The sequence below is a fragment of the Planotetraspora mira genome, assembly GCF_016863275.1.
GTDB lineage: Bacteria > Actinomycetota > Actinomycetes > Streptosporangiales > Streptosporangiaceae > Planotetraspora > Planotetraspora mira.
The window spans coordinates 1-13645 of sequence record NZ_BOOO01000049.1; the positions used below are offsets into that span (position 1 = coordinate 1).

Sequence of the window (13645 nt, forward strand, 5' to 3'; positions counted from 1 at the left end):
CGGCCGCCCGGCAACGGGAGCTGGAGCGCCTCTCTCAACCCTTGTCTCGCCCGGCGGGCTGGTCCGAAGCACGCGGCGCCAAGCTGCGGCGTGAGGCCGAGCAGGTCCGCCACGACATGGGGAGCCGACTCCTCCAGCAGATCAAAGGATGACCCACATGCAACTCTCCCCAGCGGCAGGCCAACTGCTCACGCTCATGACCGATCCGGCCGCGGACCGTCCGTCACCATGGCCTGATCACTCCCAGCTGAGCCCCTTCGACCTGGGAACTCTCCTGCCGATCGCCTACCGGACCGCCGGAGACGGCAGCGCGGCGGGAGGGGCCAGGTTCATGGTGGAGGACACGGCCAAGCAGCGCCAGCCGCTGTTCACGCCTGAGGCCTGCCAGGACCTGTTCGCGGCACTGGTCGACGGCCTGGAAACCCGGAAGTGGGCCGACCTGTGCGTTGCCGCGGGCGCGCTGCTGCGTTGCCCTGACGGGCCGCCCCTCACCGCCCTCGCGGACCCCGCCCGGACTCTGGTCCGGTTTCTGCTCCGAGCCGGCCGGACCGACCACCCCTATGCGCTGCTGACGATTGCCGGACTCGGCGGGCTGGACAATGAGGTCACCCGAACGCTCGAGAAAGGCCGAGGGCCGATCGCCGTCGACGAGATCGACTTGCTGCGCGGCTGGGACGTGCAGCGCCGGGCCCTGCTGCTCGAAGTCGTCCAGGACAGGTCGTACAACTCCCCTACTCCACTACCGGACGCCTGGGAGCGGCTGGCAGCACTTCCGGATTACGTGACCTTCGCCCGCACGACTCTGGAAGCGGCGGACGCCAGGATCGCCGCGATCCACGCCTACGAGCTTCCCTTCAAGGCCGACCGTGCCTTCGACGACGCGGAGAAGGAGACGATCGGCCGTGCCGTACGGCTGGCGCTCCTCCGTGACGAGCCGTGGCTACCCGACCTGCTGACCAGACTGCTGGCCGGGGCCGCGGTCGCGCCCACCACAGCCAAGACCCTGCCCTCCCAAGCCGTGCTGTATGAGGTCGGCCGCGCCGCTCAGGAGTTCCCGACCCCCGAGGTGCTCGTCGCCCTGCGCGCGGCGAGCGCGGTGACCCGGCACAAGGGCGTGCCCAAACAGCTCGACCGCATGATCAAGCGGATCGAACGCGCACTCGCCGACCGGGTCGAGGTGGCCTTCAGGATGCCGGATCTCGGCTTCGACTCCAGCGGACGGATCAGCGTCCCGCTGGGCGACCACACGGCGCTGATCACGATCGGCGAGGACGTCGAACTGACGTGGTGGCTGGGCGACAGGCAGTTGAAGAGCATCCCCTCGGCACTGCGCAAAGACCACGCCGACGAGGTCAAACGCCTTCGCGAGCTGGTGGCGCAGGTCCGTCGCCAGATCGTCACTCTGGTCCGGGCCCTCGAGGCCGGATACACCGGCGAGGCCGTCCACCCTTATGCGAAGTGGCGCGAGGACATGGCGACGCACCCCGTCGCCGGCACTGTCGCGAACCGCCTGATCTGGGAAATCGAAACCTCACCCGGACACTGGCAGACCGTGCTGCCAGACCTCCACGACGCCGCTGGGCGCTCCCTCGCGGAGCCCGCACCCGACGCCCCGGTCCGGCTGTGGCACCCCGCCCGCGCCTCGCTGGCGGAGGTCACCGCGTGGCGGGAGATGGTAACCGAGCGACGGCTGCGCCAACCGTTCAAGCAGGCGTTCCGCGAGGTCTACTTGCTCACCCCCGCCGAGGAACAGACCCGCGCCTACTCCAACCGGTTCGCCGCCCACATTGTCGACTACCAGAAGCTGTACGCGCTCTTCAAGCAGCGCGGTTGGGAGGCAGGCTTTCTCGGCCCCTGGGACGGCGGCGATGCGGGCGAGGCCCGGCGCGTGCTGGCCGAGGGACGCTGGCGGGCTTCCTTCTTCCACGACCACCTCCACGACGCCGGGAATTACGCCGCCACCGACCAGATCCGCTTCCACCTCAACGTGGACGGCGAATGGCGGGAGGCGACGCTCGCCGACGTGCCGCCGCTGGTGTTCAGCGAGGCGATGCGGGATGTGGATCTCTTCGTCGCGGTCACCTCGATCGCCGCCGACCCCGAATGGGTGGACCGCGGCGAGGACCGGCACCACGATTATTGGAGACAGACCTCCTTCGGCGCTCTGCCGCCATCGGCCGAGGTGCGCCGCGACGCGCTGGCGCGACTGCTTCCCCGTACGGCTCTCGCCGACCGCTGCATCCTCACCGACCGTTTCCTCGTCGTCCGCGGAGACCTGCGCACCTACAAGATCCACCTGGGCAGTGCCAACATCCTCATGGACCCCGGCGACGTCTACTTGTGCATCGTCTCCGCTCGCAAACACGACGCCAGGTTGTTCCTCCCCTTCGAAGAAGACGGCCGCCTATCCCTCATTCTCAGCAAGGCATTCCTCCTCGCCGACGACAAAAAGATCACGGACGAGACCATCCTCCAGCAGATTCAGAGGACGGCAGTTCCGACTCAAGCTGGAGCGAATCTCTGACAGGTCTGGGCTAACCAGGGGAACACGAGACGATCGCGCAGCGCTTCGAAGCCGCATCCAGGATGAATAACACGGCCACGCCGACCATCCGGATGTGGAGCCGCGCCCAGGGCCACCGAGGTACCGGATCTGCCAAGAAAGGCTCGAGAGAGATCCAACGTTGCAGGGGCCCGGCTGAAGCAACCCGATCCTTGCCTCAGAGTCGCTCCAGTGTGCAAAACGCAGAGCGGAGTGCTGAAAATGAGTCGCTGGGTCCCTTCGTTTGTCGGGCTGTTCTGCCTCTTGGCGGCCGGCTGCGGAGCAAGCACCGAGAGGGCTGGTGCGTACGGTGATCGAGTACCAGACTGACGCCGTCATCGAGCCCCAGGAGCAATTCTTATATACCTGAGTGACGTTCTTCACCCGCTGGTTGGTTACGCACACGGGCCGCCTTGACCACCGGTCAAGCAGCGCTACCAGGCCGGACGCAAGATGATCGTGGTCCCCAAGACAGCGCTGTGCACCCATCCTCGAACGACCCCCTGGGGAACGATCAGGTCTGGGCGCCCACTGCGGGCTGACAGCACCCATCTCATGACTCCGGCGGCCAGGACGGTGAGTTCGGCGGTGTCTCGCATGAGGCGTTTGATGTCATCGACGGTCAGAGCTTCCCGCCGCGCGTGGTGTTCGCTTTGATCTCGCGGGCGAAGCGGGCGCGGCGTTTGGTCACACGACCACGTCCGCTGAAGTGCCCTTGGGGAGCCAGCGGAGGCTCTCACGCAGAATGGATGACCCGCCGGCGAGTTCCCGCTCGATGCCTTCGCGGTTTTCCCGGAAGTGCTGCCAGCCCTCGTAGTGGATGGGCAGGACGGTGCGCGGTGTGATCGCCTCGTGAAGGAGGGTGGCCTGCCTCGCGGTCATCGTGTAGCGCAGCGCTCCGGTGATCGGGAAGCCGACGCCGCCCAGGTGGAGCAGGATCGTTCCGGGCCGCAGGCGGGTGGCCGTGTCGCGAAGCGCGCGGTAGTAGACGGTGTCTCCGGTGATCCAGAGTGGCCCATGGGCCTGCCCGGGCCAGGTGAGGGAGAAGCCGATGACCTCGCCCACGATCGGCCTGCTGAATGGGGGGCCGTGCCGGCATGGGGTGGCGGCGATGTCGATGGGCGGGCGCCCGGGGGCTTCCAGCCGGGTCGCCTGTCCCACTCGCAGGCCGCGGGCTGAATAGGGCAGGGAGCGGGCGCCCGAGAAGGTCGTCACAATAGTTCCGGCGGCCGGCAGCAGGGCTCGGCCGGCGTCGTCGAGGTTGTCGCCGTGGTGTACGTGGGTGAGCAGAATCGCGTCTATGGGCGGCAGGTCAGCAGGGGCGATGGCAGGACCAGTGAGCTTACGGGAGGAGGCTCCCCAGCCGAAGGCGTAGGTCCGGCCGGGGGGATCGAAGGTCGGGTCTGTCAGTAGGCGCCACCCGTCGAAGTCGATGAGCACGGTCGGGCCGCCGATGTGGGTGAAATGGACCCTCGTCATGTGAACGCTTCCTTCCCCGTGGTGTCCTCGTACCGGTCAGCACGCCAGTAGTCGATGGTGGCGAACACCAGCGCGCCACCACCTGCGCGGCGGCGATCAGGCTGCCGCCATGGTTCACGCGGTCGTCCTGCAGGGCCCCTCCTTGGTGGCACCCTCCTCATCGCGATCCTGGGGGGCAGGCGGCGCAGATCCGGCGAATTGTCGCAGTCTGCGCCGCCGGGATGGTCTCCCAGGCCAGGGGAAGAACACGTCAGGGTTGTGGCCGCCGCCTGCCGCCAACTCGGCCCAGCGCCGGTTCGTCTGGGTCATGGCCGTGGCTCTCGCGGAGTGCCGAGGTCCGGCATGGCCGTGTGGCAACGCCGGACCACCCGCCTCAGCCGGCGTGCTTGAGTGCCCAGTCGAGGGCCTGGTCGGCGATCTCCTCCCAGCCCTTCTCCGCGGGCATCAGGTGGGCACGGCCGGGGTACTCGACCACTTCGGTGATGGTGTCGGACTTGTAGTGCTTGGCGTTGGAACGCTGGACCTTCGGCGGCATCAGGTTGTCGTTCTCGCCGGCGATGAACAGCAGCGGCTTGCGGTCGTCGTTGTGGTAGTTCACCCAGTTGTCGTCCTTGCCCGGGTGGATGTTGGCCAGCGCGCTGCCCCAGAAAATGTGACCGGAGGCGGGGATGTGGTACCGCTCGTAGGTGGCGCGCGCCTCGTCCTCGGGGAAGGTGTTGGTGAAGGCGTAGCGCCACTGGTCGTAGGTGAAGCCGACGGCCTTGTGGCGGTTGGCCGGGTTCTTCAATACGGGGAAGGTCGCGCGGATCTGCGACAGCGGCACCACCTGGACGCCCTCGGTGGGAGCGGAGTTGATCGCCACCCCGGCGGCGCCGAAGCCGTGGTCGAGCAGGACCTGAGTGAACACCCCGCCCGCGGAGTGGCCCATGATGATCGGCGGGGTTTCCAGCCCGCGGATGAGCGTTTCCAGCGATTCGATGATCTGGGGGACGGTGACCTGTTCGATCGGGGTGGGGTCGGCGTTGAGCGCTTCGACCTCGACCTCGAAGCCGGGGTAGGCGGGGGCGTGCACCGTGAAGCCCTGGGCCTGGTAGCGCGTGATCCAGTGTTCCCAGCTGCGGGGTGTCACCCAGAAGCCGTGGATCAGGACGATGGTGTCGGGTTTCATGGTCTGCTCCTTCAGCGTGTGGCTTTGTAGGCGGACAGGACCACCGCGGTCGCGGCAGCGGGGTTGGACATCATCACGACGTGCGACGAGCGGATCTCACGGACCTTGCTGCCGGCGCGCTGGGCCATGAACCGCTGCACGGCCGGCGGGATCACGTTGTCCTGGGTGGGGATCAGGTACCAGGACGGGATGGTCTTCCAGGCCGGCTCGCCGCTGCCGCCGCTCAGGCCGTTGACGCTGCCGGGCCGCTGGGTGGCGGCCATCAGCCGGGTCTTGCTCTCGGGCAGGTCGGCGGCGAACACCTCGCGGAACTTCTCGGCCCTGATGTAGCCGTCGATGCCGTTCATCGTGCCGTCGGGCAGCGGGTAGTGCCGCGCCAGCAGCGCGTCGCCCAGCTTGCTGCCCGGGAACTTGTCGGCCAGTTGCAGGGCGCTTTCGCCCTGGTCGGGCGCGAAGGCGCCGAGGTAGACCAGGGCCTTGACGTTGTCGTGGCCGCGGGCGGCGTTGGTGATGACGATGCCGCCGTAGGAGTGCCCGACGAGGATGATCGGGCCGGTGATGGTGTCCAGGATGCTGGAGACATAGGCGGCGTCACCAGCCACGTCGCGCAGCGGGTTGGACGGCGCGATCACCGGGAACCCGTCCCGCTGTAATCGGTCGATCATGTCGTTGAAACCGGAGGCGTCGGCGAACGCCCCGTGGACGAGCACCACGGTCGGCTTCGCGGCAGTGGTTGTGGACTGCGCGGCCGAGGCAGGGGCGACGGTGGCGGTCAGGCCGAGTGCGAGAGTCAGGATGGCGAGGGCGAGCCTCAATCCGGGGCGGAGCCGGGTGCGGGTCATGGCGGGTTTCTCCTTGGATGCCCGTACTGTCGTTGCAGCACGAGCATCCGGGGCCCGCCGGTGGTATGAATCGGTCAGTTGACTGCATCTGCGGTCACCCCTTCGAGTGCGTCACGTAGTGCAGCCCGCGAGGTGATGCCGAGCTTGGGGAATATCCGGTACAGGTGGGCGCTGACGGTGCGGGATGACAGGAACAGCCGTTCACCGATCTCCTTGTTACTCAGTCCGGAGGCGGCCAGCCTCGCCACCTCCAGTTGCTGGGCGGTCAGGCCATGCGCGGCGTTGGGCCGCTGAGTCACCGCCACGCCGGTGGCCCGCAGTTCCTGCTCGGCCCGCTGCTGCCAGGCAGTCGCACCGACGCGGGCGAACAGGTCGGCAGCCCGGCGCAGCTCGGGCCTGGCCTCGCCGGGTTGCAGTCGGCGGCGTTGCAACTCGCCCAGGGCCAGCCGTACCCGAGCGTGGTCGAACGGCCAGCGTTCGGTCCTCGGCAGCGCGAGCGCGGACCGGAACAGTGCGACCGCTTCGCCGGGCGGTGCCACCAGCGCCTGTGCGGCCCTGACGTGCAGGCGCAGCCGGGGTGCCCGCTCGGCCAGGTTCTCGGCCGCGGCGGCGTGCGCCCTGGCCTCCTCGATCCGGCCGGTGCGCACCGCCGATTCCACCAGATCGAAAACCGCCCACGGCGCGTAGGCAACATATGGGGGGATGACGCCTGGTGGGCTGACGCTCGTCCAGTACGCGTAGGCGCTGTCGTAGTCACCGTGCGCCATCGCGGCGAGCGCGAGATTGCGGGCTGACAGGGACAGGTGCAGGCCGCTGCCGCGCGGCGCGGCCCACTGCTCGACGGTCTTGCTGTACTCCTTGGCGCTGTCGGCGTCGCCCCGGGCGGCGGCGAGCCAGCCGAGGCTGCAGCGCAGGTCGTGAGCCAGGAGGTCCAGGTCGTGGCGCACGCACAGGTCGAGTCCTGCGTTGGCTGCGTTTTCGGCGTCCTCCCATTCACCGGCCAGAAAATGGTCGTGCGCGGCGAGCCAGTAGCCACTGGCGGCGTGTGTCACCGCACCCCGACCGGTCTCGCCCTCGATCAGACCGCGGATGCGGTCCCGGTAGTCCGGCAGCAGGTCCATCCAGGTAGCCGCCCGGCACAGCGCGGCCACGCGCCCTGGCGGGGCGTCCGCAGGCAGCGCGTCGAGGGCGGTACGCACGAGCGTCGCCGAACCCCGGCCCAGGAACACGTCGTGCAGCAGGCGGACGAGGTCGTCGTCGCACCCGGTGACCACGTCAGTGACTTCCGCCCATTCCTTCGGATCCTGCGTGTACGAGGCAGCCATCACCCTGACCAGAGGGCCCGCCGCTGGTGTGCCGCGCAGCAGGCGGCGCGCAGCGTCGAGATCGCCGTCGCGCAGCATGAGGATCTGCGCCCTGGTGGCCAGGGCCCTGGCCGGGTCGTCGAGGTAACGGCGCGCCTGGTCCAGCAGGTTCTGAGCCAGGTCGAGCTGCCCGGACTCGCTCGCCAGCTCGGCGGCGTGCTCCAGCCGCGCAGCGCGGGCCGGCGGGTCGGGGGTGAGGTCGGCCGCCCGCTGCAGCGCTTTGACCGCCAGCCCGGTGCCGCCCTTGAGACTCACCGCGCGAGCGGCCTTCTCGATCTCGGCCGCCACCCGTTCGTCCGGCTCCACCGTAGCCGCCGCCAGATGCCACATGCGCTGCTCGGGATCGGCCTTGTGCTGCTCGGCCAGCACGGCGTGCGCCTCGCGCGTCTCCTCCGGCGAGGCCGTCTTGATGATCGCCGATCTGACCAGGGGGTGGCGGAACCGCAGGCCCGACGGGGTCGAGTCACGGGTGACCAGACCCGCCCGCTCGGCCTCCAGCAGCTCGTACGGCGACAGCTCGGCCCGATGCTCCAGCCGGTCACCGTCGAGGGCAGCCACCAGCAGCGTCGTACGGATCCGCGGCGGCAACTCCAGCAGCCGGCCCGCGAACCCGGTCTCCAGCCGGGTGCGCAGGGACGCGCCGCTGGGCAGCAGCTCCACGCCCACGGAGGTCTGCGGCAGCTCGATGATCGCCAGGGGATTGCCCGCGGCCTCGGCGAGCACGCGCTCGCGCACCGACGGTGGCAGGCCCGGGTGGAGCAGGTCCAGCAGCTGCCCGGCCGCCTCGTCGTCGAGCGGCCCGACCTCCTGCATGTGGATGCCCGGCGTGACGCGCTCGGTGGCCGTCAGCGGCCTGCGGGCGAAGACGGCCCGCGCGTCGTAGGGCTGCAGCCGTAACAGGATGAACATCATCACCTCGCGCGTGGGATGGTCCACCCAGTGCGCGTCCTCCACGGCGATCAGCACCGGCCCGTCCTCGGCCACGGCCGCCATCACCGCCAAGGACGCCACCGAGGTCGCCAGACGGTCGGGCGCCGGCCCGTCCCGCAACCCCAACGCCCGGCGCAAGGTGTCCCGGTGGAAGGGCTCCACCCGGTCCAGGTACTCCATCACCGGTGCGAACAACTGATGCAGCCCGGCGAAGGCCAGCTGTGCCTCGGATTCGAAGCCACTGCCGCCCAGCACCCTGACGCCCTGCTGCCGGGCGTAGGCGACTGCGGCCTGCAACAGTGCGGACTTGCCCACGCCCGGGTCTCCGTGCAGCACGACGTTGGGCGGCACGCCGGGGGCACGGTCGATCGTCTGCCACAGCGAGGTCAGCTCTATGTTCCGTCCGATGATGTCCACGTGGTTCTCCTCCTCGGTGCAGTCAGTTGACCGATTGCCGTGCTTCCGGATTGCGGCATGCTGGGCGGGTGCCGCGGCTACAGGTGGGAACAGACGTGAACCTCTTCTACGAGGACGTCGGTGACGGGCCGCCCGTGGTCCTGGTACATGGCTGGCCCCTGTCGCGCCGGTTCTGGGAGCTCCAGATCGGCCCGCTCGTCGAGGCCCGCCGCCGGGTCATCTGCTACGACCGGCGTGGCTTCGGGCGCTCCAGCCAGCCCTGGCACGGCTACGACCTCGACACCTTCACCGCCGATCTGGCGGCTCTGATCGAGAGCCTTGACCTGACCGGGCTGACGCTGGTGGGCTTCTCCACCGGCTGCGCCGAGGCCGTCAGCTACGCCGCCGCATCCGAACGGGTGGCCAGGCTGGTGCTGGGCAGTCCGGTGCTGTATCCGGACCCGCTCGCGCACGAGCTCCGGACCGCCTCGAAGCGGCACCGCATCCCCATGCTCGACGATCTGCTGCTCAGGTTCTTCGCAGTCGACGGGCACAGCACGCTGGACGAGCCGACGCGCCAGTACCTGCTGCGGCAGGCTGCGGATGCCTCCCCCAAGGGAACCACCGACTCGCTGGCGGTGTGGGGCGCCGCCGACCCCTACCCCGAGCTGGCCCGCGTCACGGTGCCCACGCTGATCATCCAGGGCGAGGGGGATGCGTTCGTGCCCCCGGAGGACAGCGGAACGCGCGTCGCGCGGGCGGTCGCCGGCAGCTCGCTCGTGACGATTCCCGCCGCACCGCACGGTGCTCCGCTCACCCACTTCGAGCAGTGGAATGAGCTCATGCTGGAGTTCCTGGCGAGATGACGGCACGCAGAGACGGTACGTTCCGCGTGACGGACCCGGGTATCAGTCGCGTGACGTATCTCCCAGGGCGTCGCGCAGTTGCGCCCGCGAGGTGATGCCGAGCTTGGGGAAGGCCCTGTACAGGTGAGTGCTGACGGTACGGTGCGACAGGTAGAGCTGCTGACCGATCTCGCGGTTGGACAGCCCGGCGGCGGCCAACCGGGCGATGTGCAGTTCCTGCGAGGTGAGCAGTTCGGCGGCAGGCGCGACGCGTAGGTCGCTCACCTCGCCCGCGGCCCGCAGCTCCTGGCGGGCCTTCTCGCCCCAGGCGAGCAGCCCGAGCACGTCGAAGGCGTCGCGGGAGGCCCGCAAGGGCACACGTGCTTCCTGGATCCGCCGACGGCGGCGCAGCCACATGCCGTGAGCGAGCAGCAGACGCGCCCTGGCGGTGGGCCAGCGCGACAGGTCGGCGCTCAACGCGTCCTGGTAGAGCGCCCCGGCGTCGGAGTCGTCGGCCAGCAACGCACGGGCGTGCCGGAGCCCCACGTGCAGCAGCGGGGACGGGGTACGGGCGGCCACCTGATCCAGCTCTGCCACCGCGCGCCTGGCCGGCTCCGGCCGGCCGGCCGCGACGGCGGCCTCGGCCAGCTCGCTGATCACCCACTGCCGCCAGATCCTGTGGTGGGCGGCGTCGCCCGGCTCGAACAGCCGCCACAGGTGCCCGAACGCGTCGTCGTGCCGCCCGGCGCACAACGCGATAATGCCCCGGGCATGCTGGAGCAACGCCACAACCGAGCTGATGGCAACGGTGCCGAGCACCCGCTCGCCCTCGGCGACCAGCGCCAGGCCGCGCTCCTCCTCGCCGCGGAGTCCGGCCAGCAGCGCCAGCATCCCCAGGGCGGTGGCCTGCCGGCGCGGCTGCGCGGTCTCGCGGGCCAGGCGTTCGGCCTCTTCCGCGCCCAGCAGCGCCCCGGCCCAGTCGCCGCAGAAGATCTGCCGCCACACCTGCGTGCTGAGCGCCCGCGTGAGCAGGCCCAGCCTGCCCTGGGCTCGCAGGTCTGCGATCGAGATCTCCATGAAGTCGCCGACGAGGTCGAAGGCGCCGACCGTACTCGCCGCGAGACCCAGCAACCTGGTCACGCCTCCGTCCAGCCGGGCGTCGCGCACCCTGGTCAGGCGCTCGATGACGTCCGCCCCGCGTTCCACCGCACCCGCCGTGGCCAGGGTGACCAGCAATTCCGGGTCGTCGTCGCCGGCCGCGAGCCGTTCGGCCAGGGCGATGACGCGGCTGCGCTGATCCCAGCCGGGATCGCTCCACCAACAGCGGATGGCCGCCGCACGGACGATGTTGAGCGCGAGTTCGCGGTCGCCCGCCGCCTCCGCCACTTCGGCCGTCATGACCAGCCGACGGACCCGCGCGGGGCCCTCGTTGCGTCCCTCGCCGAGCACCTCGCTCAGCAAGACGCCCCTGGCGCGCGGCAGCTCGCCGAGGAAGGACGGCTTCGCCAGCGCGAGCAGTTCGGCGGCCTGATCGCTGCGGCCGAGCTCGAAGGCCAGCTCGGCCGCGGCCAGCAGGCGGTGGGCGCCGGCTGTCGGTTCCTCGCTGACCTCCGCCGCCCGGCGCAGGGCGGTCACCGCCACCGGGATCGCGCCGCGCTGCCGTGCCCGCGCGGCCACCTCCTCCAGTTCGGCGGCGACGGACTCGTCCTGGTGAGCGATCGCCGCGGCACGGTGCCATGCCCTGCGGTCCAGGTCGTGGCTGTGCACCAGGGCCAGCGCGGCGTGGGCGGCCATGCGATCGGTGCGGCCGGCCCTGTGGTAGATCGCCGAACGCACCAGCGGGTGGCGGAAGCGAAGTGTCTGGTCGTGGAGCTCGACCAGGCCCGCGTCCACGGCCGGAGCCAGCGCCTCGGCGGTCAGCTCGGTGCCCGTCACCACACTTCCGCCCGCGCAGGCGGAGGCCAGATCGTGTCCATCGTTGGCCGCGGCCACCAGCAGCATTCCTCTGGTGTGTGGCGGAAGCTCGGCCAGCCGCACGGCGAAGGCCTGCTCCAGGCGCGCGGTGAGCGGCAGGAACCCCGTCTCGTCCGTGATCCCGGCATCCAGCGCGAGTGGCAGCTCGACCAAGGCGAGCGGGTTGCCGGCCGCCTCGCTCAGCACGCGCCAGCGCATGCCGACGCTGAGCCCGGTGGCCTGGGCGTCCAGGAGCGCCTCGGCCGCGGCGGACTCCAGGCCGGTCAGCCGCAGCTCGGGGACATCGCTGGCGTCCAGGCTGGTGGGATAGCCGTCACGCAGGGCCATCAGGAGCACGATCGGATCCGATCGCACGCGCCTGGCCACGAATCCCAGCACCTCGGTGGTGGGTCCGTCCAGCCACTGGACGTCGTCCACCACGATCAGCAGGGGCCGTCGGGTCGCCGCGTCACCCAGCAGGTTGAGGACGGCCAGCGCGACCAGGAAGGGCTCGGGGTCGCCGACCTCGGCCATCCCGAAGGCACCGAGCAGGGCCTCGCGCTGACGAGTAGGCAGCTGATCGGCGGCGCCGAGCATCGGCCGCAGCAACTGGTGGAGCCCGGCGAAGGGCAGATGTGTCTCGCTCTGCACCCCGGAAGCGGTGGACACCAGCAGATCCCGGGCCTCGGCCCGCTCCGTGGCGACGGCCAGCAGGGCCGACTTACCGATCCCCGGCGCTCCGCGTACGACCAGAGCGTCTCCGCGCTCGTGCACGCGGTCCACGAGCCCTGCGAGTTTCGCGACCTCGCGCTCGCGCCCGAAGAGCCTGATCACGCGCCACCTCCCGCCGGAGCGCCATGATCAAATTGTGGCACAAGTACGTCATGTTACGAATGACCGAGGTCTTGACTACTCCTTAGCATCAGCAGTGCCTCGCATCAGCCCGTGGAGCGGTCAATGATCAAACCCGTCCTGGAACCGGCTGCCCAGGCCTTCGCCGATGCCACCACCGGCCCTCCGTACCTGCACAGCATGCCGCTCGAAGTGGGCCGCCGGGCGCTGGCCGAGGTCCAGTGCCCGGACATCCGCGTGCCAGGCGTCACCCGGCAGCCGATCGAGGGGACGAGGCTCACCGTCTTCCGCCCCGAGAACACCGCGGGCCTGCTGCCCGCGGTGCTCTACCTGCACGACGACTGGGTGTTCGGCGGCGAGCACGCCCACGGGCGGCTGGCACGCGAACTGGCCTCCGAGTCGGGGGCGGCGACAGTGTTCGTCGACTACAGTCTCTCGCCCGAGGCCCGCTACCCCGTCGCGCTCGGCGAGGGGGAGGCGGCGCTGGACTGGATACGCGCGTACGGCGGCGCCTGCGGCCTGGACGCCTCGAGGATCGCGGTGGCCGGCGGCAACCTGGCCGCCGCGCTTGCCCTGACCGCCCGTGGGCGCCTGGCCGCGCAGATGCTGCTGTGCCCGGCCACCGACGCGTCCTGCGACACCGCCTCCTACCGTGAGTTCGCCGAGGGCTATTTTCTGCGCGCCGACGGCATGCGCTGGTCCTGGGACCAGTACACCGTGGACGAGGTACAGCGCGACGAGATGACCGCCTCGCCGTTGCGGGCCACGGCGCACCAGCTGGCCGGGCTGCCGCCGGCCCTGGTCATCACCGCCGAGGCCGACGTGCTGCGGGACGAGGGCGAGGCCTACGCCGCCAACCTACGGCGAGCGGGCGTGCCCGTGACCTCAGTCCGCTACCAGGGCGTCATCCACGGGTTCCTCACGCTCAACGCCCTGCGCGGCACCCATGCCGCCCAGGCGGCGATCGATCAGGCCGGACACTTTCTGGCGCGGGCGCTCGACCCTGACAACAGGAGGCAGTCATGACGCCGAGATTCTCGCCGATGGTGGAGACACAGACGTAGCCGGTGCGGATCTTGCTGGGCGGGCGGAGAAGGCTGCGAGTGGGATCCGCGGTGAGGTCCAGAGGCGTGATCAACATCGCCGGAGGTTGTTGATCCACCGAGATTGTTGAAGGAGTATTGAAGGCCCCTACGTCGTCTCATGTCGTCCGAGCGGCATCCTTCACGAACGCCTGTTTTGAAGCCTCGCAAATGATGGGTACACCGGCCTTC

Annotated in this window: 8 protein-coding genes; 3 read left to right on the top strand and 5 right to left on the bottom strand. The window is 70.0% G+C overall.

The window, feature by feature from the left end:
* The first annotated feature begins 157 nt into the window (after window positions 1-157).
* Entirely contained in the window at window positions 158-2524 is a 2367-nt protein-coding gene (locus Pmi06nite_RS38110) for a DUF4132 domain-containing protein (protein ID WP_203958105.1), read from the top strand.
* 705 nt (window positions 2525-3229) lie between these two features.
* Here the strand turns inward: Pmi06nite_RS38110 and Pmi06nite_RS38115 are convergent.
* The 4 genes from Pmi06nite_RS38115 to Pmi06nite_RS38130 all read right to left on the bottom strand — a co-directional run bounded on the left by Pmi06nite_RS38115 (window position 3230) and on the right by Pmi06nite_RS38130 (window position 8742).
* Window positions 3230-4021, bottom strand: coding sequence for an MBL fold metallo-hydrolase (locus Pmi06nite_RS38115; RefSeq protein WP_203958106.1), 792 nt, complete (start codon window positions 4019-4021; stop codon window positions 3230-3232).
* Between the two features lie 373 nt (window positions 4022-4394).
* Window positions 4395-5189 (bottom strand): alpha/beta hydrolase, encoded by a 795-nt coding sequence (locus Pmi06nite_RS38120; RefSeq protein WP_203958107.1) that lies wholly within the window; start codon window positions 5187-5189, stop codon window positions 4395-4397.
* An 11-nt stretch (window positions 5190-5200) separates the two neighbouring features.
* On the bottom strand, window positions 5201-6031 hold the full coding sequence (locus Pmi06nite_RS38125; protein WP_203958108.1) for an alpha/beta fold hydrolase: 831 nt from the start codon (window positions 6029-6031) through the stop codon (window positions 5201-5203).
* A 74-nt stretch (window positions 6032-6105) separates the two neighbouring features.
* Window positions 6106-8742 carry an AAA family ATPase gene (locus tag Pmi06nite_RS38130; protein ID WP_203958109.1) on the bottom strand — a complete coding sequence of 879 codons (2637 nt, stop codon included), beginning with the start codon at window positions 8740-8742 and terminating at the stop codon, window positions 6106-6108.
* A 95-nt stretch (window positions 8743-8837) separates the two neighbouring features.
* Here Pmi06nite_RS38130 and Pmi06nite_RS38135 point away from each other — a divergent pair, with 95 nt between their 5' ends.
* Entirely contained in the window at window positions 8838-9587 is a 750-nt protein-coding gene (locus Pmi06nite_RS38135; RefSeq protein ID WP_203958110.1) for an alpha/beta fold hydrolase, read from the top strand.
* A 42-nt stretch (window positions 9588-9629) separates the two neighbouring features.
* Here Pmi06nite_RS38135 and Pmi06nite_RS38140 read toward each other — a convergent pair whose 3' ends face one another.
* Window positions 9630-12353 carry an ATP-binding protein gene (locus Pmi06nite_RS38140; RefSeq protein ID WP_203958111.1) on the bottom strand — a complete coding sequence of 908 codons (2724 nt, stop codon included), beginning with the start codon at window positions 12351-12353 and terminating at the stop codon, window positions 9630-9632.
* A 123-nt stretch (window positions 12354-12476) separates the two neighbouring features.
* Between Pmi06nite_RS38140 and Pmi06nite_RS38145 the strand changes: the two genes are divergently transcribed.
* Window positions 12477-13397 (top strand): alpha/beta hydrolase, encoded by a 921-nt coding sequence (locus tag Pmi06nite_RS38145; protein ID WP_203958112.1) that lies wholly within the window; start codon window positions 12477-12479, stop codon window positions 13395-13397.
* Window positions 13398-13645: the final 248 nt, after the last annotated feature.

Bases quoted from the DNA above. Each gene is read 5' to 3' on its own strand.
- Pmi06nite_RS38110 (WP_203958105.1), top strand. From the start codon at position 158: ATGCAACTCTCCCCAGCGGCAGGCCAACTGCTCACGCTCATGACCGAT.
- Pmi06nite_RS38115 (WP_203958106.1), bottom strand. From the start codon at position 4,021: ATGACGAGGGTCCATTTCACCCACATCGGCGGCCCGACCGTGCTCATC.
- Pmi06nite_RS38120 (WP_203958107.1), bottom strand. From the start codon at position 5,189: ATGAAACCCGACACCATCGTCCTGATCCACGGCTTCTGGGTGACACCC.
- Pmi06nite_RS38125 (WP_203958108.1), bottom strand. From the start codon at position 6,031: ATGACCCGCACCCGGCTCCGCCCCGGATTGAGGCTCGCCCTCGCCATC.
- Pmi06nite_RS38145 (WP_203958112.1), top strand. From the start codon at position 12,477: ATGATCAAACCCGTCCTGGAACCGGCTGCCCAGGCCTTCGCCGATGCC.